Source organism: Edaphobacter sp. FHG110511_03 (assembly GCF_059115365.1).
This window is the reverse complement of the sequence record NZ_JBZYWL010000022.1, coordinates 1-19,788: the sequence shown is the minus strand read 5'-3', so window position 1 is coordinate 19,788 and position 19,788 is coordinate 1. Positions and strand designations below refer to the sequence as shown.

The 19,788-nt window shown below is 52.7% G+C and carries 20 protein-coding genes; 8 read left to right on the top strand and 12 right to left on the bottom strand.

Annotation, left to right across the window (positions count from 1 at the left end):
- From AC5S26_RS29400 to AC5S26_RS29385, 4 genes are all read right to left on the bottom strand, one after another.
- Nucleotides 1–214: GNAT family N-acetyltransferase (locus AC5S26_RS29400; protein ID WP_494188505.1), on the bottom strand; the 214-nt coding region annotated here is incomplete at its 3' end.
- Between the two features lie 469 nt (nt 215–683).
- Nucleotides 684–2,276, bottom strand: coding sequence for a GMC family oxidoreductase (locus AC5S26_RS29395; protein WP_494188504.1), 1,593 nt, complete (start codon nt 2,274–2,276; stop codon nt 684–686).
- Nucleotides 2,277–2,375: 99 nt separating this feature from the next.
- Nucleotides 2,376–2,843, bottom strand: a complete 468-nt coding sequence (locus AC5S26_RS29390) for a hypothetical protein (RefSeq protein ID WP_494188503.1) — start codon at nt 2,841–2,843, stop codon at nt 2,376–2,378.
- 38 nt (nt 2,844–2,881) lie between these two features.
- Nucleotides 2,882–4,534 (bottom strand): GMC family oxidoreductase, encoded by a 1,653-nt coding sequence (locus AC5S26_RS29385; protein ID WP_494188502.1) that lies wholly within the window; start codon nt 4,532–4,534, stop codon nt 2,882–2,884.
- 268 nt (nt 4,535–4,802) lie between these two features.
- Between AC5S26_RS29385 and AC5S26_RS29380 the strand changes: the two genes are divergently transcribed.
- The gene (locus AC5S26_RS29380; RefSeq protein ID WP_494188501.1) at nt 4,803–6,287 is read left to right on the top strand and encodes a coniferyl aldehyde dehydrogenase; all 1,485 of its coding nucleotides are present in this window, start codon (nt 4,803–4,805) and stop codon (nt 6,285–6,287) included.
- A gap of 295 nt (nt 6,288–6,582) precedes the next feature.
- Complete coding sequence (locus AC5S26_RS29375) at nt 6,583–7,002, top strand: universal stress protein (protein WP_494188500.1); 420 nt, start codon at nt 6,583–6,585, stop codon at nt 7,000–7,002.
- A 146-nt stretch (nt 7,003–7,148) separates the two neighbouring features.
- Here the strand turns inward: AC5S26_RS29375 and AC5S26_RS29370 are convergent, their stop codons facing one another.
- From AC5S26_RS29370 to AC5S26_RS29355, 4 genes are all read right to left on the bottom strand, one after another.
- Complete coding sequence (locus tag AC5S26_RS29370; protein ID WP_494188499.1) at nt 7,149–8,072, bottom strand: helix-turn-helix domain-containing protein; 924 nt, start codon at nt 8,070–8,072, stop codon at nt 7,149–7,151.
- Between the two features lie 269 nt (nt 8,073–8,341).
- Nucleotides 8,342–8,812, bottom strand: a complete 471-nt coding sequence (locus AC5S26_RS29365) for a nuclear transport factor 2 family protein (RefSeq protein WP_494188498.1) — start codon at nt 8,810–8,812, stop codon at nt 8,342–8,344.
- Between the two features lie 16 nt (nt 8,813–8,828).
- On the bottom strand, nt 8,829–9,773 hold the full coding sequence (locus AC5S26_RS29360; protein ID WP_494188497.1) for an NAD(P)H-binding protein: 945 nt from the start codon (nt 9,771–9,773) through the stop codon (nt 8,829–8,831).
- A 37-nt stretch (nt 9,774–9,810) separates the two neighbouring features.
- Entirely contained in the window at nt 9,811–10,371 is a 561-nt protein-coding gene (locus tag AC5S26_RS29355; protein WP_494188496.1) for a cupin domain-containing protein, read from the bottom strand.
- 10 nt (nt 10,372–10,381) lie between these two features.
- Between AC5S26_RS29355 and pdxR the strand changes: the two genes are divergently transcribed.
- The 3 genes from pdxR (at nt 10,382) to aroQ (ending at nt 12,891) form a co-directional block, all read left to right on the top strand.
- A complete protein-coding gene (gene pdxR / locus AC5S26_RS29350) occupies nt 10,382–11,863 on the top strand; it encodes a MocR-like pyridoxine biosynthesis transcription factor PdxR (protein WP_494188495.1) in 1,482 nt (493 codons plus the stop codon).
- A 148-nt stretch (nt 11,864–12,011) separates the two neighbouring features.
- Nucleotides 12,012–12,473, top strand: a complete 462-nt coding sequence (locus AC5S26_RS29345) for a carboxymuconolactone decarboxylase family protein (RefSeq protein WP_494188494.1) — start codon at nt 12,012–12,014, stop codon at nt 12,471–12,473.
- 127 nt (nt 12,474–12,600) lie between these two features.
- The gene (gene aroQ / locus AC5S26_RS29340) at nt 12,601–12,891 is read left to right on the top strand and encodes a gamma subclass chorismate mutase AroQ (protein ID WP_494188493.1); all 291 of its coding nucleotides are present in this window, start codon (nt 12,601–12,603) and stop codon (nt 12,889–12,891) included.
- Between the two features lie 591 nt (nt 12,892–13,482).
- Here the strand turns inward: aroQ and AC5S26_RS29335 are convergent.
- The 4 genes from AC5S26_RS29335 to AC5S26_RS29320 all read right to left on the bottom strand — a co-directional run bounded on the left by AC5S26_RS29335 (nt 13,483) and on the right by AC5S26_RS29320 (nt 16,982).
- On the bottom strand, nt 13,483–14,061 hold the full coding sequence (locus AC5S26_RS29335) for a chorismate mutase (RefSeq protein WP_494188492.1): 579 nt from the start codon (nt 14,059–14,061) through the stop codon (nt 13,483–13,485).
- 259 nt (nt 14,062–14,320) lie between these two features.
- The gene (locus AC5S26_RS29330; protein ID WP_494188491.1) at nt 14,321–15,628 is read right to left on the bottom strand and encodes a glycosyltransferase; all 1,308 of its coding nucleotides are present in this window, start codon (nt 15,626–15,628) and stop codon (nt 14,321–14,323) included.
- A 124-nt stretch (nt 15,629–15,752) separates the two neighbouring features.
- Nucleotides 15,753–16,211, bottom strand: a complete 459-nt coding sequence (locus tag AC5S26_RS29325) for a nuclear transport factor 2 family protein (RefSeq protein ID WP_494188490.1) — start codon at nt 16,209–16,211, stop codon at nt 15,753–15,755.
- A gap of 171 nt (nt 16,212–16,382) precedes the next feature.
- Nucleotides 16,383–16,982, bottom strand: coding sequence for an FMN-dependent NADH-azoreductase (locus AC5S26_RS29320; protein ID WP_494188489.1), 600 nt, complete (start codon nt 16,980–16,982; stop codon nt 16,383–16,385).
- A 979-nt stretch (nt 16,983–17,961) separates the two neighbouring features.
- Between AC5S26_RS29320 and AC5S26_RS29315 the strand changes: the two genes are divergently transcribed.
- From AC5S26_RS29315 to AC5S26_RS29305, 3 genes are all read left to right on the top strand, one after another.
- Nucleotides 17,962–18,576 (top strand): sigma-70 family RNA polymerase sigma factor, encoded by a 615-nt coding sequence (locus AC5S26_RS29315; RefSeq protein WP_494188488.1) that lies wholly within the window; start codon nt 17,962–17,964, stop codon nt 18,574–18,576.
- A 140-nt stretch (nt 18,577–18,716) separates the two neighbouring features.
- Nucleotides 18,717–19,166, top strand: coding sequence for a hypothetical protein (locus AC5S26_RS29310; RefSeq protein ID WP_494188487.1), 450 nt, complete (start codon nt 18,717–18,719; stop codon nt 19,164–19,166).
- A gap of 5 nt (nt 19,167–19,171) precedes the next feature.
- A complete protein-coding gene (locus tag AC5S26_RS29305; protein ID WP_494188486.1) occupies nt 19,172–19,558 on the top strand; it encodes a Rossmann-fold NAD(P)-binding domain-containing protein in 387 nt (128 codons plus the stop codon).
- Nucleotides 19,559–19,788: the final 230 nt, after the last annotated feature.

Genomic DNA, 19,788 nt, shown 5'->3' with positions numbered 1-19,788 from the left:
CCTGCGTCAGATGCCCCGCAATGAACCCCACAACTTCTTCATCAACAGCTACAAAAATTGCGCGCGACTGCAGCGCATGCTGGGGTGAATGCTCCCGGCTCAGATATCTAGAGATTCTGTCCCCCCAGAACAATTCGTTTTGAGAGTCGGCAGCACGGATCGACGCCATGCTGGCAATGTCGCTTTCTTCAGCACTTCTGAGAACTATGGGCATATGCCTTCTTTCCCTGTCAGTTTCTCCCCATTCATCAGTTGGTCGCTGCGCCCATCACCCAAGCACTAACTACTGCTGTTTTTGCTCACGGTTCAACGTGCCCAGAGTCTCGCGGTGAGCATAGCATGGAACCTTCCTACAGCCCTTGGAAATCGCAAAAGCGGCGATTTCGCACATTTCTACCGCACGACGACTAAGAGATTTATATACTGACATTTCTAATGAGAAAGATACCCTGACATTTCTATCGGGTGCCAACATCAGATGTAGGAGCAAAAGCAATAATGTCGTAGCTCCGCAAAGCCAAAGTGCCGCAGCTCCATCCTGAGTTGAGGGTCGGAGGCGACAGATGGGTTGACCCTCAGGGATAACGGTATGGCGGTCTGGCTGATCGAGCGGATGCAGTGAATCGCTCAAGGGAAATCCAGCGCTCAGGCCATCGGCATCGCCAGAGTGAAGCGATCTTATTTCAGAGACTGTATTGTCTTTTAATAATTTCAGCGGCACGCTCACCGATAACCACACAGGGGGCCATCGTATTTCCCGTGGTTACGCGTGGCATGATAGATCCATCAGCGATACGAAGATTATTGAGTCCGTAGACTTTTAGATTCGAATCTACAACAGACATCGGATCACGACCCATTTTTGCGCTACCGGCCTGGTGCCAGTAGGTCACTATGCCATCTCGAACAAAATCTGCCAGCGCACTCCCTTTCAGTTTGCCCGGCATCAGCTCGCGTCTAACGAATGGTTGCAGGGCAGGGCTGCTGGCTATTTCACGACAGATCTCAATAGACGCAATAGCCGCTTTCATATCCTCGGGGTCAGAAAGGGTATTAAGCTCAATTTTGATTTCGTCAAAGGGGGCGGGGCCTGTGAGACGCAGGCGACCTCGACTCCTTGGGCGTACGATCCCGGGTGCAATTGACCACCATGAATCTTTGGTTAGTCCAAGGTTTTTCATCTCGCCTCTGACCCTTCCGCCATCGCTTTGAACGATCTGGGTGTTCGGTGTATCGAGAGTGGGATCCGTTTTCCAGAACAAAACTGCCCGCGCAGCATTTGGAATCACAGAAGGGTGGCGGTATTCCCAAACGCACCCATAGATCAGGAAGTGATCCTGCAGATTATGGCCTACACCTGGGAGATGTTGTACGAGAGGAATTCTGAGCCGTCCCAGCTCAACCTGGTCTCCGATGCCGGATTGCATCAGTACCTTTGGAGTGTTGATAGCACCCAATGACAATACAACTTCATTTCCCGCGCCAATTCGATACATTTTGTCGTCACAGACAATCTCCACTCCTGTTGCCCGTTTTCCATTAAATAAAACTCGTGTAACTAGAGCGCGTGTAAGCACGGTTAGATTTGGGCGGTCCATAAGTGGAAAGACATAAGAACGGAAAACGGATTGTCGCTTACCATCGCGTACAATCACGTCGAGCATGGAAGCGCCGCCATCGCTTTCCATCATGCGACCGTTCGGATTATCGAAAGATGGTATTCCAATTGAATTCGCCCCTTCTATCATCACAGCGGGCGCAGAATTTGGGTTGGGTGCTGGTTGAACAAACATTGGCCCGCCCGTTCCCCTATATTTTGGATCTGGCGCGCCATGCCAGTCTTCGATCCGACGATAAATATTCAGAATCGATTCGTAATCCCATGCTGCATCCCCTGACTCGGAAGCGAAGAAATCCCAATCATTTCTATGTCCGCGTGTCCACATCAGCGCGTTGATGCTGGATCCTCCCCCAAGAACCTTACCCATCGACTGCGAAAGTGATCGACCGTTTAGACTAGGATTGGGTTGAGCCGAAAACCCCCATTCGTGCTCGGTACCGAGATTGTGTAGCCAACGATCAGGATCCCTGATGCTTGAGACATCGTCGCTTCCTCCAGCCTCAACAAGCAGGACGCTAACGTTTGGATTCTCTGCCAGCCTTCCTGCTAACGCGGAGCCTGAAGAGCCTGATCCACAAACGATGAAATCGTAATGTGGCTTTAGTTCTTCGGCGAGGTGCTTCTGATTCAAATGTACTTGTTCCCTAGAATTCATTTTTAAATATTCTGCCTCTCTGCGACAACAGGCTTCGTTGAATAAAGCCCGAGCCGATTGATCGCCGTCGACGTGACCGTTGCTCTTTGGCTCGCTGAATTACTCGCAGATCCTCAGGCTATTAAGAGGACCGCACCGAGATGGCACCTTCTCTATTTCGTGCGAACGTCGCTCTACAATCCTCGAATTCGAGCGTAGCCGTGATTCACGGCGTGCACGCGCCAGCGAGCGCTCGATCAAGCGTCGCAGCAGTAATCGCGCCACTACCTTGCGCATGCGTAGAGATGCCGCCATGAACAGGCCTCCCGCTGCCGCACAAACGGACCAACACGACGCCTCTAGGCCATGCAGTTTAGCTGCGGGTTCGAACAGTTTGGCGATCGAGCCCGCCGGAAACTCCTCGTCGCAAAATGATAAGAAGGAAAGTCCAGCTGCAAGGGCGAAAGGTTCCGCATCGGGAACGCCGATGAACACCACCTGATGTCCGCGCGCTTGCATCTTACGTGCTAACGCCTTCATCGGATTCAGATGTCTTGCAAAGGGCAGACTTACAAAGCCTAATTTCATAGCTCATTCCTCATCCACGTCGAGTGGATCCTAGCTGATCACAAGTTATGTGCAACCTGCAGGATCTCGGCGGCACGCTCGCCGATGATGACGCAGGGAGCCATCGTGTTACCAGTTGTAACGCGCGGCAGGATAGATCCATCTGCTATACGAAGATTGTCGATCCCGTAAACTTTGAGATTGCCGTCGACTACAGACATGGAATCTCGCCCCATCTTTGCCGTACATGTCTGATGCCAGAAGGTCACGACGCCATTCCGAACGAAGTCCTCTAACTGCACACCTTTAAGGTTGCCCGGCATCACTTCTCTCTTCACAAACGGCTGAAGTGGGGCGGAGTTACCTATCTCGCGGCAAAGTTTTACGCAGGCTACTGCCGCTTGCAGGTCATCCGGGTGCGAGAGGAAATTAGCCTCGATCTGAACGGGGTCCAGAGGATTGGGACCTGTCAGGCGAATATGGCCTCTGCTTTTCGGACTCACGACACCACCGAACAACGACCAACCATTGGTAGGCATCCCGAATTTGGCTGCATTCTCTGCGCTCGAAAATGGGATTTCAGCCTGGCATGTCTGCAGGTCCGGACTATCTATTTCCGTTTTACTCCTCCAGAAGAAGGTCGCCTCGCACATAGTGTTGCGTACATCCAGGGTGTCCGCAGACTCCCAGACACAACCGAACGCGGGGTGATCTTGAAAGTTTTTCCCGACACCCGGCAAGTGTTGCAATAGCGGAATTCCAATCCGTTGCAGTTCGGCCTGATCACCAACACCAGATTGCATTAGAACTTTAGGAGTATGAATCGCACCAAGCGACAGCACCACTTCAAGACTGGCACGAATGCGATAAGTCTCATTCTCGTAGGAGATCTCGACGCCGGTGGCTCGCTGGCCCTCGAAAGTCACTCTAGTAACCAGAGCATTGCTGAGAACCGTCAGATTTTGGCGGTCCATATAAGGAAATGTATATGCGCGAAAAATTGACTGGCGCTTCCCGCCGCGAACTAACATGTCGATGAGGGAGGCACCGCCTGGACCTTCCATCATGCGGCCGTTGTTACTTTCAAATGTCGGAATTCCGATCGAACGTGCCCCCTCGAGCATGGCAGGAGCGATCGGATTCGGATTTTGGGGGGATTCTACGTGGACCAACCCTCCAGTCCCTCGATACTTTGGATCCGGCGCTCCCTGCCAGCCTTCGATCCGACGATAAATATTCAACACCGACTCGTAATTCCACGAGGTATCTCCTACTTCGGATGCGAAGAAGTCCCAATCACTTTTATGACCCCGGGCCCAACCCATCACATTGATACTGGAGCCACCACCCAAAACCTTCCCCATTGGCAAGGGAACCGAGCGGCCATTAAGGTATGGATTCGGTTGGGCCTGAAAACTCCAATCCCGCTCACTCCCCAAGTTCACAGGCCATTGATTTGCTTCACTCACGCAGGATACGTCGTCGCTGCCTCCTGCTTCAACTAGCAGAACGCTGACGTCGGGATTTTCGGCCAACCGACGAGCCACAACCGACCCAGATGAACCGGATCCACAAACGATAAAGTCGTATTGCGATTTCAGATTGGAAGTGAGTTTCTCCTGATTCAGGCGCACACGTTCTGCAAACATTGGTGCGTCTAATCCATCATGTCTGCCTGAATTCTTGTCGTCGTTAGGAAATGCTTTTTCCATGCCGTTACTCCTGTTTCTAGGAGTAGAGCGAATGTCCAATCACCGCTTTGCCAAAAACACCTTCCTTGCGGCTAATTCCTATTAAACAATCTGGGGGTTCCACCGGAGAGACTAAGGAATAGACATTCCTTGCTTGATCGATGACTGACTGATGATATTGTGACCGCCTTGGTCCACTTTGGTGAAAGTGGACTAGCCCCTGTTCACATTATGGCTCTACTTTTTAGCCCACAGACAGCCTAGTGTGAATGCAAAGGAGATCAAATCAATGAAAATAAGACTAGAAGCGCAGGAGGTCAGCCCACAAGGATATTCCCTGGCACCCGGCTCAAAGGTAGCCGACATAACACCCGAACGTCTGCGGTCTTTATTGAATCGCCAAAGAACCGCATTCATGGCGGAAGGAGCACCCGCTTACGAAACACGCATTGATCGAACGAATCGCCTCATTGCCCTGCTGGTAGACAATCAAGACAAAATTGTTAGTGCGCTCAATACAGATTACGGTCATCGAAGCGCGGAGGCCTCGCTGCTCACCGACGTTTGGAGCGTCATAGATAACCTCAAGTACACGAAGCTTCACCTACGCGAATGGATGCAAACGGAGATTCATGAGGCGATGTTCGCAGACGCTGAGGCCCGCGTCGAGTATGTTCCAAAGGGTGTTGTCGGAGTGGTGAGTTCGTGGAATTTCCCTTGGAGGCTTGCATTTGCTCCCATCGGCTATGCCTTTGCCGCTGGCAACCGTTGCATGATGAAGCCATCCGAACTGACGCCTGCAACCTCAGCTTTGATGGCAGAACTTGCAGCACAATATTTCGACGAGACGGAGTTGGCGGTGGTGCAGGGCGGGCCTGAGGTCGGTGCCGCGTTTACGGCGTTGCCGTTTGATCACCTAATCTTCACAGGCAGCTCCAAGGTAGGTTCTGCGGTCATGCGCGCAGCGTCCGAGACTCTGACGCCTGTGACTCTCGAACTCGGGGGCAAGTCACCCGTTCTCATTGGAAAGTCGGCGGACATTGGGGACGCTGCACGCAGAACTCTCACCGCAAAGACCGTCAACGCCGGACAGATCTGCCTCGCCCCGGACTATGTGCTTTTGCCCAGCGGACTCGAAGGTCAATTCGTAGCGGAGGCCACATCTGCAGTGGCATCCATGTACCCGAAACTCCAAGGGAATCCTGACTATACCTCCATCATCAACGAACGGCACTTCAATCGCCTCAAGAGCTGGATCGCAGACGCTGAGGCGAAAGGAGCTGAGGTGATCGAGCTCAATCCCGCTTCGGAAGACCTGACGGACGTTGCGAGTCACAGAATCGCTCCTACTCTCCTGCTCAAGGTCACCGAGGCGATGACGGTGCTCCAAGAGGAGATTTTCGGTCCGGTGCTGCCGATCGTAACCTACGAAACGATCGATGAGGCAATTGCATTTATAAACAAGCACACTCATCCGCTCGCGTTGTACTACTTTTCACAGGATGCTGAGGAGGAGCGCAAGGTGCTCGACGGCACGACGTCGGGTGGCGTGACCGTGAACGATTGCATGACACACGCCTTCGATAACAGCCTTCCGTTTGGCGGCATCGGTCCTTCGGGTATGGGCGCATACCACGGCAGACAGGGATTCCTCACCTTCAGCCATGCTCGAGCGATTTATCGGCAGAGTAAGTCGCCACAGGCAGAGCTTCTACTTCGCCCTCCATTTGGTGAACCTATACGAGCATTTCTCTCCCACGTCATTACGAAGTGACCCATTTCCAGACGAGGGACGCCCACGCGCACCTCGCCTAAAACATAAGCCTGGCGGTTGTTGTGCACCATTCTGGAAGCGTCGTAGGGAATCCCACAAATGACGGTGGGCCGCAGTCGAAACAACGTCGAAGAAATGCCTCTTCACACGCGCACAACGATTCTGGGACTGACCTCAAGCACGTAGGAGACGCCATCGCGGTCGACAATCAAACTATCTTGCGCTTCACCGCGATTGCGCTCCCTGTCTCGGGCTTCCGTTTGCTCCAGTGCAAAATTCAAGTCGGGAGGGAAAAATGTTTAAAAAGATTACGATTGCATTTGACGAGTCAGAAGAAGCAGGTAGAGCACTGCTGGCAGCAATCGAGTTGGCTAAATCATTTGAAGCAAGTCTTAACGTTATCAGTGTCATAGAGCCTCCTCCGATTTACTTTTCCTTTTCAACCTCGGTTGCTCCCTATATTCGGTGGACCGACGAAATGCAAATCAAATACACCAACTTGCAATCGAAAGCACGCCAATTGGCAGAAGATGCCGGACTTGCGATCGAAGCCACCATATCGAATGGCGATGAAATCGGTAGTATTCTTGCAGCCGCAAAGCACGATGAGTGCGACCTTCTTGTCGTCGGTATGCCCAAACACATTTGGACGAGTGGCCACACCGGGGAAAAACTTGCGGAGGGCGTTCCGTGTGCACTGCTTGGAATCCGATAGCAGCGGCTGTTCTTTATCAAGAAAACGGGACACGTGATTACCGCCGTGCTCCACGTGCAGATGTGAATTGACGTATTTTCTATCAGCGCTTGACTGCTAGGCGGTCGACCGGCGTTCAACGAGAACCTTGAGGTTATCGAGCGCGGTTACGCTTGTTGATGTGTGCTTTCGTTGCAAGCAATTGACTGTACGTTGCGTCGATACTCGCTTGGAGTCACGCCAATGATCTGCCGAAACACGCGTGAAAGCTGGGAGTGACTCGAAAAACCGCACTCTAGTGCAACATCAATCAGGCGCATATTTTTGTTACTCATCATCGCTTGCGCTCTTTTTACTCGGAGCTGTGATAAATATCGAAATGGGGTACATCCCATTGCAGCCTGAAACATTCTAAGGAAATGGCTTATGCTATATCCGCTCTCTGCCGCTAGTGTCGTGAGATCGAGATCAGTACCAAGGTCTGCCTCCATGCGCTCGACCACACGCTGCAGGCGGCGATGAGATAACGAATTACTCAGAGTGGATCCATCGTCACTCCTCACGTCAAGAGCAAGAAGACGTAACGTAAGTGCATGGATCAAATGATCTATATAGAGTCGGCCTGAAGCTCCACTGGATTTTGCCTCCTCTTCTATAAGTCTAATCAGACTACATAATGCCTTATCCCAAAAGTCTCTTCGTTCTCGGATTTTAAAGGTATTGCGTGAGCCTCGTTCCGCAGCTATCTCTCCAACTAATACCGGGTTCAGCGCACAGACGATCAAGTCTGTTTGAGTGGACGGATATACTGCCGGTACGTATCCCTCAGCATTCACATTTATCGTTCCAGGCGGTTTTAAGTATGGCGAAAGATGTCCATGTGGCCCCGCACGATTACCAGCCAACACATGAGGTCCAGGTGCAAGCGTAATTATGTACTGAGATATTTCGGCTTCAGGTTTGTCGCTTTGTTCTATCAGATGACGTTCGACCGCGATGTTCTCCCACCCAAGTCCAATGCTTGATGAAAGTCTCTGGGAGGAGCCCCGCACGAATGCAGCAATACTTTCTGTCGTAGGTTCAGGAGCCATAACGAATCCACTTTGTAAGCTTCGAAAGCGTTTTGAGTGACGCGTAATTTCTCAGAATGATGTGCTTCGGCTCCTCAACTCTGAAACAAGCGCCACTGGTAGGGATTTTTTCGAGAAGGATCTTCCTTATATTGCTGGGTATTCTCGGGGAGTCGGAGTCGTGTCGTTGTTTCAGAAGATTCAGATGGCACCACTCATGACGCAATAAAGCTTGGCTGTGGATCGATATTCAAATGCGGACCGGTCAGAGAATGGAAACGCAGGACTGTTTATAGTTCCCTCCAGTCGGTGAAAATATCGGCAAGTCGACTGCGGTTCGCGGTTCTGCTGTCATAGTAGTCGGACCATTCGCTGATACGTCCACCAGTTATTGCCACAACGGAAGCGCCGGGCAAGGATCTTCGCACTCGGACTTCGCCTCGGGGCCAAAAGAGCTCAACATGTGTCGCAGTGAGCGTCCATTCTGCAAAGACGTGGTTTCCGCTTTCGAAGATAGCCGTTACGTTCAAGTGAGCGTCCGGAAACAGTTCATGCGTCTTATCGAAGAACTCTTTTAGCCGTGCTTTGTCGTTGAACTCAAGTCCCAACGCGTGGTCGTTGAATTTAAAATCCGTGCCGAAGTGATCGACGGCATCGGCAACCTTCCCTTGATTAATTTTAGCCACAACGGAAGATACGATTTGTTTGCCTAGCTCCGTGTGACTCGATTGCATATCCAGAACGCTGCTCATTGTTGTCATTACTATCTCCCTCGTTTCAATCTGTTGGGCGGCTCAAGTCGTTGGGACCTACCGATCGGCGGCCCAACTCTTTCGCATGAAGAGACACAAATTCCCGGATCGTAGTTGCTGGTTGACCAGTTACGCGCCTCACGCCGTCAGCCAGTCGGTCATACCGACCCGTCCGGTGTAACTCGCCCATCGTCCTCAGATGCCCAATAAGGTGTTCCGGCAATTCTGCTCTTTGCAACTCTCGTTCCCAATCTTCGGGTGAAATATCGGAGTACACAACGTCGCGACCCAAGGCGTCGGAAAATTCCTGGGCGACCCCGTGCATGTCCTGAGACCGCGGGCCGGTAAGTTCGTATATCCGGCCAAGGTGGGGCCCGGGATCGGCGAGCACGTCAGCGACTGTGCGGGCAACATCAGCCGCGGCAACAGGGGAGGTCTTGCCCCGCCCGAACGGCAGTTCGATGCGGTCTCGGTCGCGCACCGCGGGACCAGCGAGGGGGAGCAAGGTTTCCAGGAACATCGTCGGTCGAATAGTGACTACTGGTAATCCGGACCACGCGAGCGCCTGCTCGCCGAGCCAGTGCTGCCGTTGCTGACGGCTTGGGGTGGTGTTCTGAATGCTCATCTCGGAAACTGTCATCTGGGACATGTTGACCAAGGCGTTGACCCTGAGTTCTCGGGCAACCGCTGCCATAGTCACAGTCGCCTCAAGATACCCAGGTGACACGGACATGCCGAAATATATCCGACTACAGCCGCTGACAACCCGATAGACGTCGGCAGGTTCGAGGAGATCTCCGACCACAACATCGGCTCCAGCGGCTCGCAGGGCCGCGGCACGATCATCGTCGCGGCGAACCATGGCGCGAACCGGGAGACCGCGAGCAAGGAGTAGGCCGGTCACGATTCTACCGATCCCTCCGAGTTGACCGGCGGCCCCAGTCACGAGTATCGAGTTCGTATCTGACATGCGACTTTCCTCCTTACAGCTTTCAAGCAACTGTTGTTTACTTTGCCGGTAGCACCAGTGGAGCTCCTTGTTTGTGAATCAAGAAAACAAGGAACTGTGCTGGCTTTGTACTACTTGCGTTACGGCTAACGATGTGAATATCGTTAGGATCTTCGTAAAAGCTCTGGCCTGGTCCCAACGTTAGTGCTTTTTGCCCTCTCACCTGCATCACGACAAAGCCCGCGAGAACGTAAACAAACACCTGTGCATTGTGACGGTGGATCGGGCTCGAGAATCCCGGCGGAAAACTTACGGTATACATCAGAGCTTGCTTGCTAGGGAGTCCTGCCAGATCTTTCGTTATCAGCGGGGTGATAGTCTCCTGTGCCATCGGCGACACGACAGACGTCTCCGCCTTCAGTGTGCTAGTTGTGGTCAGAATGCTGGCGATGAGAAATGCAAGCGCCAGCATTGGTTTTGTGCATGTCACAAGCTGTACTTGCAGCCTTGATTGCATCACTTTATCCCCTGAAATAACCCTAGGCTCTATATGGATTGCAGAGAAGGTCCATAATGCAAAGAGGGAACGGTCCACTTCATCAGTTGCCGGGATTGACACTAAACAAGCCATGTCTAAGGAAGAAACATTTCAGGATCTCTCACTCGCCCCGCCCTCTGGCAAACAGAACCTTTGGCGCTGGCTCTACACGGAGCTGCGCAGTGCCATCCTCGACGGACGTTTGAAGCCTGGAGCTCGCATGCCATCCACACGCGGTCTTGGGAAGCAGTACTCCCTCTCGCGCGGAACCGTCGTCGAAGCCTTCGACCAGCTACAGGCCGAGGGATACACCCGCACGGAAGTTGGGTCAGGGACCTATGTCGTCTCTGGGGTTCCGGATGGATTGATGTCCGCAACGCGCAAACCTGCGGCTCTTGCTCTCCCGGCATCGAAGGCTGCATTTTCCAAACGTGCAGTTCCATTTCTCAAGGATGTTGAGGTGCTCCCTGCGTCTCACTCGATCGGTAAAGCCTTCCGAACGTACGAGCCGGCCATCGATCTCTTCCCAACAGATCTTTGGGCGCGCGTGGCCTCGCGCGTCTTACGTAGAGCTCCTCGCTCACTCTATGGGCAAGGCAATGCTGCAGGCTACCAGCCACTACGTCGCGCCATCGCGGAGTACGTCGGTGCTTCACGTGGAGTGCGCTGCTCATGGGAACAGATCATCGTAACCTCGGGCACACAACAGGCTCTTGACCTTCTTGGCCGCTTTCTTCTCAATCCTGACGATCAAGTCTGGATGGAAGACCCTGGCTATTCGGGTGCTCTTCAAACATTCCGTTCCACCAGTGCGCGTATCGTTTCAGTGCCTGTAGACGAAAACGGCATTATCGTGAAAGCCGGCCGTAAGATTGCGCCCAAAGCGAAGCTTGCTTATGTCACACCGGCAAACCAATTTCCAATGGGCGTCACCTTGTCCGCGGACCGCCGCTTGGAACTCCTCCGATGGGCCGCCAGTGCGAACGCGTGGATCATCGAAGACGATTATGACGCAGAGTATCGTTACTCCGGCCATCCTGTTTCTTCTCTGCACGCTCTCGACAGTTCCGGCTGCGTGATTTACGTCGGCACTTTCACAAAGATGCTCTTCAACGCTCTCCGTCTCGGTTTCATGATTTTGCCGGGGCGCCTCGTAGAGGCGTTCGTATCAGCCCGCAGTTTCGTCGACCGCCATCCACCTACGCTCGACCAAGCCATCCTCGCAGAGTTCATCACCGAAGGCCATTTCGGCCATCATCTCCGCCGGATGCGTCAGACCTATGCGGACCGCATCGACGTTCTTAAAGGTGCGGCAGACAAACATCTCAGTGGAGTGCTCGACGTCGTGCACGCGGGCGCAGGCGTCCGCACGCTCGGCTGGCTCGAAACATGGCGATCCGACCAGGATGCTGCCCAGCAAGCGCGAAAGCTCGGACTCGAAGTAGAACCCTTGTCGATATTTACAACAAAATACGAACAGCGCCCGGCCCTCATGCTCGGTTTCGCAGGCTGCAAGCCAGCGGAACTGCGACGCGGCGTCTCGGTCCTTGTGGCTGCTTTACGTCAGCGCTAGGTGGTCATGCTTAATTCCCGCTGTCTGTGGTATACAAAATCCCGCAAATCTCTGAATTGACGAACTATGTGGACTACTCCATATATGCATTATGGACCTTTCCTGCAATTCATATAGAGCCTAGTGTTGGTTGCAGGGGCTAAAGTCGATGAAAGCAAGACTAGACGCACAGAAGGTATCACCGGCGGCGTATCAGGCCATGCTTGGGCTGGAGACGTTTGTTCGCAAACAATCGAAGCTGGAGCCCGCTCTCATTCAACTGGTAAAAGTGCGCGCGTCACAGATCAACGGATGTGCCTATTGCATCGACATGCACACGAAGGATGCCCGTGCCGATGGTGAGACGGAGCAGCGCCTCTATGCGCTCTCGGCATGGGAGGAGACACCGTTCTTTACAGACCGCGAGCGCGTTGCGCTGGCGCTTACAGAAGCAATCACTTTGATCAAGGATGGACATGTTCCCGACGCGGTGTATGAAACTGCCACGAAGAGCTTCTCCGAAGAAGAGTTGGTGAATCTGACACTGGCGATCATCACCATCAATGGATGGAACAGGCTCGCAATCACATTCCGCTTTGTGCCGGGTGAGTACGAGCCCGGAAGGAAGTAACACTGTAGGTGTTCACATGCCTTATCAGCACCGGATCATCACATCACAATAGAGTACTTACTGTTGAATAACGTGACGAAGGAAACATCCGTGTTCTTTAACTGATGGCAATGCTTCTTGCGGAGGCGTGTTTCGCCACCAATCGGCATACCTGTCTTCGATCCAAGGAGGGGAGTGCGACGCGCTAAATACTTTGATCGACGCCTCTGTGCAGCGGCTCGCATTAGCCAGAGAAGTGGCGTTTGTGAAATGGGACGACGGCGCACCCGTCGAGGATGTAGCGCGAGAACGGCAGGTGATTGATGCGGCTATAACCGCTGGTCGAGAAGTGGAGCTGCCTGCCGAATTTGTCCAGCGCTTTTTCTCGGCTCAGATAGAGGCGAATAAGTTGATCCAGTATGCCTTGCTGACGAAGTGACAGGCACAAGGAAGAGCGCCCGAGCACTCGGGAATCGATTTAGCTCAGACTGTACGTCCCCAGATCGATCGTATTCAGGCTGTACTGATCTCAGCCTTGGCCAACCGAACCCGCTCTCCCTCACGCGCTTCTTGCCGGGCACAACTCGCTGAGGCCATTAGGGATCGTAAGGTTAGGTATCCTGAAATTTCAAGGTGCTTATTTTCTATCGCCCTCATACGTGCTCTGGGCCCACTTTGTGATGCAACCGATAAACTCTGAACGCTTCAGGAAATTGACGATGGCCCTCAGGCGCCGTTCTTGAGGCTCATTTCAAGAAACTGGGCATATGGAGTGAATAAAATCGTGAACCAAGTGCGCGATGTTCAGTCCGGTTTCCCATATTGATGAAATTCTGGATGGGGATCAGAGAATCAAGCGCGCGATGCTACCAAGCGTGGTTACCCTTGAGACGCATGATGAATCTACACGCCGTCCGAATACAGGTGGGATGGAAAACCAGGGCGTACGACGAGGGTCTCGTAACCGCTGATCGCGTTTTCAAAAAGCTGGGTTATCTCCCACCTAGCCCGGCTATAGAGTTGAAGGCGACTATCTTTTTGCGATGCAGGCTGTCGCCAACGCACGATCGAGCGCAATGGTATCAAGGTCGCTTAGATCAGCTTGATGTGCCGCTACGTATTTTCCGACTTCTACTGCGAGCTCAGATGGACAAGACGCCTTCGCGCGAATATTTGTAGTCTCGACCAATTCTGCGATTAAGGCTGTTTGTATCAGATCTAGCTCGGGCCGAATCGTATTGGCTAAATCTATCGATGAGTGGGCGGGCACGTTGCCAAGGCGATACCAGTCGGCAAGGAGGGAATACTGTATGAGCTTGTTGGCCTCGATTTGGGCCTTGAAGAATGTCGCCACCGAAACTTGATCCAAACCTCGCAATTCGCCTGCTTGTATCGCAGCCGCAATGACGTGCGCTTCACGCTGGGCATCCTCGACTGTAATCTTGCTGTCCCATTTCGAGAGGGCAACCTGTTTCCCGATGGACAGTCTCTGGGCAGAGGTTGCGATCAATGCCTGCAACCTATCTGCTGTGCTTTGCGGTTGGGTTGATCCCATGGCGATGAGCGAGTGGGCCGATAAGAACATTACCAGCAACTTCTGACTTAGCATAGGTTCCTCTTTTGTTAAAGCATTAAGCCGTCTAAACATAACGATGTCGATTCAATAGTTTCGCTAAATATCGAAACGAAGGGGTCTACCGCGATCTTGCTCCATTCCTGAGGTACCCCCATTACTGAATAGTCTTCAACACAGTTTTCAAACATTCAGCGGAATCTTGGCCCATCCCTATTTCTCATCTTTATGGCATTATCAGAGGCCCGGCGTATCCGGATGAGCGAACTCGCATTCCGATTGGCGAAGATTTGCATCAATCTACGAGCACCCGCTGCTCGACAACCAGCGTCTCCACCAACTCCGTTAGCCTTTTAGCTGCATCGTATGACGCGAACTCTCGGGCAAGTTTCTGCGCGCGAGCGCGGTATTTTGTCTTTGCGAGGATCTGGTCAACTGCATCGCGTATCTGGTTAGGCGTCGGCGTATCTGTAGCGAGATCGATACCCGTTCCCGTCCAGGTAACACGGGAAGCGACCTCTGGCTTGTCCTCGCCCTTGCCCACTACTACCATAGGCACACCAAAGCTGAGCGTTTGCGTCACGGTTCCATAGCTGCCGAAGGCGACCAGCACATCCACATCGGGCAGGATCTGACCGAAGTTAAGATACTGGGAAGCAATGGTGTTCGGAGTGAGCTCGCAGGGAATGTTCTCGATGGGCTTGCCACCCGTCGTGAGGAGGAGCAGTAAGTCTTCGCGATCGCCAAGACCGAGTATCGTAGGAGCCAATAGCTTGCTCAGATCGTTGTTTGCGGACGTTCCCTGGCTGACGAGAACAATTTTCCGTCCAGCCCTTTTTGCTTCCTTAATTCGTGCAGGGGCATCGCCGACATCGCTTGGCAGCAATGCCCCGATAAAGTGCAGTCTCTCTTCAGGGTCGCGAAGTGGGAACTCGAAGAGAGGCGTGCAAGGCTGAAGGATTAAATCTGCGAGCACCGCTTCCGACGCGAAGAGCGAGGCTGGTAATGAAGGTAGGCCGATATCGGCCAGCATCTTGTCCGCCGTACGTCGCAGGGGAAGCTCTTTTGTCTCCTCCAGATTGCGCGCGATCTCGGCATACTCTTTTCGCTTTTCCAAGTCGTCGCTTGGCAGCAGTCCCGGACCCCACGGAGCGCCGTCTGCGCGCTCAAGGGGCAGCGGCATGACTCCCAGGTAGACACTCGCCGGTCGCGCGGAGCGAGGGCCGAGAAGCATTGGGAGCACACCAGCGAAGCTCATTTCGTGTATCACAACCTCGGCAGGGAACTCTTTGAGAATTGCCTGCAACCCTCGGAACTGGGAGATCATGGGATTGAGGAACGCGCCAGTAAAGCCTTTTAGCATCTCCTCGGGACCGGGTGTTACCTTGTGCTTTTCTAAGAATGACGCGATGAAGTCGCGCACGCCCTGGTCAGCCTCTTCGGGTAGGGGAATAAATCGTATCCCAGCTCTTTCAATTTTGTCGCGAAAGACTACGCTGGTGTAGATGGCCGTTTCGTGGCCCGCTTCTTTTAAAATACGGGCTGCGACGAGTATCGGATTAAAGTGTCCGGTAGCCGGAATGGAGGAAAGCAAGATTTTCATTTTGCTCTTTCGATCAATCCCTAGGACTCTTCAGAAGTTCAATCTTAGGGATGGGACGGAATGATTACGTCTCTAAATTCGTCGCCAGGATATTGTTTCGTCCGAGGAGGTTGAGGTCGGTCGCCTACTTTGATAAGCAGTCCTTTCGACTGTTATCGGCAATGCCCGAGACCAGCCAGCGCCCATCACGACGAATCAGACTAAACAGATCTGTCCCGCAGTGATCGAGCTTGTCGTCGATGAAATATTTATATGGGCTCCACACGACCGCAATGTCATCGTCGATGCGAACAAGAGGATCATAAAGGCGCTCTTCCAACTTAGTTGCGCCTATGGTTGGCAGTCGTTCGACAAATGCGTCGAAATTGAGCTGCAATGGCTTACCTTCACGAATCAGTGTCGCCATACCTCCAGGAAAAAGTTGCTCCTTCACCATTGCATGGTTTCGTTGCGCTACACCGTCCATGATCCGTTGAATGGTCGTTAGGATTGCCCGCTCCTCCGGCGTCAATGCTCGCATCGGCATTGTTGAAAACGTTGCCGTCAAACCTACCGCAACACACGTCCAGAATCTAAAGTGCACTTTTACCTCTTCGCCTCTGTTGATTGTGCCGTGAGTGTGCCAACATCCATGACTTCTTCCGTGATTACCGTTGTAATGGGGCGCTTATATCACGCGAATCTTCTGTGGCAGAACCAACTTTACAATCGGTTTTATTGATCTTGATAAGAAATGAGATGCTTCGTATCACCATCACTTTGCAAGTTCGTTGATATGTGCGGCAGCATTTGCAAATTTGATCTCCGCCTCAGGTTTCATCTGTCCTTCGACGTGGAGAAACGTCAAGTCGGACAAGCCGATGAAGCCCAGGATGGCGCGCAGATACGGCTCCTGAAAGTCAAGTGCAGCGGTTGGGCTATCTGGCCCGTAAACACCGCCGCGGGTCGTGATGACCATTGCTTTCTTATCGACCAGTAGTCCAACGGGGGCACCTGCACTGATGTCAAAGGTCTTGCCCATGCGGACAATCTGATCGAGCCAGGCCTTGAGCGGAGCAGAGATGGAATAGTTGTACATTGGCGAACCAATCACGATGATGTCCGCTGCCCGGAGTTCAGCCGTCAGCTCATCCGAGATGGAGAGATACGCTTTTTGGACTGTCGTGAGCGTTGCCGGATCGGCAAAGGTTGCCGCCCAATCATCAGTGACCGGAGGAATGGCGGTTGTGGCGAGATCCCGATAGGTCACATCCCCGCCGGGATAATTTCTTTTCCAAGCCTCGATAAATTGGGCTGTCAGCCTGCGCGAGATGGAATTGGCCCGAGCGCTGGAGTCAATGTGAAGTAGTTTCATTTTTGCAACTTTCCTTGTTTAAGCCTTTTACTTGTTCTAATACGCATTGGCTCGTCTAATCCATCATGTCTGCCCAACTGCTTCCGAGCGTAGGTGCCACTTTCCCAATGGAGGTACTCCTATATCTAGGAGTAAGGCGATCGTTCATTGACCGCTTGGCGATAAACACTTTCCTTGCGGTTAATTACCTTTTAAGCGAATCTGTAATTCCCGCGGAGAAGGTAGGAGCGGAAGGCCGGGCAGGGTCGCGCGTTAGTACAGGTTCGTCTATGTCCGACTCAACGGCAGGTGCATTCGGTGTGAAGAGGTCGATGACGGTTAGGTAATTTGAACGATGTGATTCTGGGAGTGCAACATTATCGCTAAATCTCGTAGCTACCTGCGCACACCCGATGCATTATCCTGACATTTGCCACTGCGCCACTGACGAATTGCTTGGCGATATGTTGTTGCAAATGGGGAAGTCAGCCGCGACAACTATAAAGGCAACGCCACCGATCTCGCGTACTTGATGGGGTCACTGCATATCAGACTCGATCTATGTCTTCGGCAAGTGGCCGAATAACCGGCTTTTCGAAAAGTTGGGTACCTACGTGCTATTAAGCGGCAGCTGCATATTATGCGCTTCGAGCAGCTCGATTTTCATCTCATCGGCCGGCAGGATACGAAGTAGGTGTACCAGAGGTCGACAGGGTAGTCTGCTCGATTCGCTGGAGGCTTTGCGTCAAAGTAAGGGTTGACGCCTGGGTATGCATGAGATGGGAGAGAGTCATCAAGGATCCCGAGGCAACAAGACGTTTCAGACGCCAGATCTCATCGAGATTGCCTCGTCAGCAGCTTGCCCAGCCGCTTTCCTTAAACATATTTGCGAAACACATTATGTTCCTGTCATAGGGCCATATATCTACAAGAGCCGAGATTTGCAGAGTAGACAATTCTGTGACAAGGAGCGCTGTCTCTTTATGTAATTTTAATTTCGGTGCCGTTACAAAACAGATTCAAACAATTAATAGAAATTGGCAGTTCTCAAATCCTGCAATCAATCCCTATTGTCATGTCTCCTGACCAGCATTTCGTCTACATCGAAAGTATCGATGGTCTTTATAGCTACGCGCTGGTGTTGACACGAAACCCTGCCGAAGCAGAGGACCTAGTGCAAGAAACTTATGTTCGAGCCCTCGGAGCAATGGGACGCCTGCGGGCAGATAGTAATTTTAAGGGCTGGATGTTCACCGTACTTCGGAATATCTGGCTCAATCAGATACGGCGTTGGCGTCACGCACCATGCTCTGTCTCCATGGATGACGATGAGGGTGTTGCCAATGGAATCAGAGAATTGTCCAAGGGACCATATGAACGTTATGTCGACAAGGAACTACATCAACAAGTGAAAGACGCTATTTCGCAGCTTCCGATAGAATTTGGGGAGATAATTCTTTTGCGTCAATATGAGGACCTGTCTTATCAGGAGATAGCAGAGGTCTTGGATTGTCCTCTTGGGACGGTGATGTCACGTTTAGGCCGCGCTCGGTCGCGCCTTCGAACAATTCTTGGGCAGAAGTTGTCTATAATCCAAGAAGAAGCGCCATCCTAGAAAGCTGAAAAAGATCCATTCCTTCATCGCAGGCGGGAAGTTCGCCGAGTCTCGCGCACCGTTTCCTGCTACGCGAGGTTCCTCTGAAAGGAAGAACCTGATGTTGGGTTATCCATCATCTTATGAAAGAGAGTGGGGCGATGGAGAAGCCAACTGAGAATCAAGCCAACCGCGACTTAAGTGAGTCTGACAAAGTGCCCGTCAAACCCAACGATGCAGTGTCAGGAGAGTTCCTAACCGAAACGTTAGAGTACGACGGTGGGCGGCAGGTCACGGTGTACTACCCATCGGCCACGCCCGAAGCGATCGTCTTCGCAGGTGACGGTCAGCAAACCGCGAGGTGGGGCCGGTTGCTCGAGACGGCCAAGGTGACGCCCACGATGATCGTTGGTGTACATGGGCTCGTCGATGAGACACTACGTCTGCACGAATACTCACCGAGCTTTGAGCCAGAGCGGTTTGCGGTACACGAGAAGTTCTTCGTCCACGATGTTCGCCAATGGACGAAGTCGCGATTCCTGTGGCGTATTTGCGCGCGGGCAGTTTCATGGAAAACTGGCTTGGAGCGTTGGACCACATACGTGCGATAGGGGAGATGCCCTTCTTCTATGCGCCACTCACGCGCAAATTCCCACTTGTGGCCACACGTGACATCGGCCAAGCGGGCGCCAAAATACTGCAGGAAAGCTGGACGGGCGAGCGCGTGCTTGAGGTAGAAGGGCCGGAGGGTGGAACAGATTTGCACGAAACGGCGGCCGCGTTCGGCAATGCCTTGAGCCGCGAGGTGAAGGCCGTACAGTTGCCCGAGGCAGCCTGGCAGGGCGTTCTGGAAGCGATGGGCATGCCGGCCGACCGGACTGGGCTCTACATCGAGATGGTGAAGAGTTTCAACTCTGGCTGGATTCACTTCGATAACCCGGGAACCGAGAAGTTCCATGGGCCGACGACAATTGAAATGTTCGCCCAAGAGCTGGTCACGTAAGAAGAAGTGCCACTGTGAGACTATCTACGATCTTCAATCGCCGTTTTGGGGAGAAAGCGGTATCTCGGAAGCGCCCGTCAGCTTCCGAGATACTCGTTTTCTATGAGCAGGTCACAGGTGTCAAGGCTTCGTCCTTGTTTTCCATAATTGGGCTTTTGGTTCTGGTTGTATTTGCGACTGCATGTTGTACTCCACGGGGTTTCTATCTGCACTCTGGATGAGATGTGTTT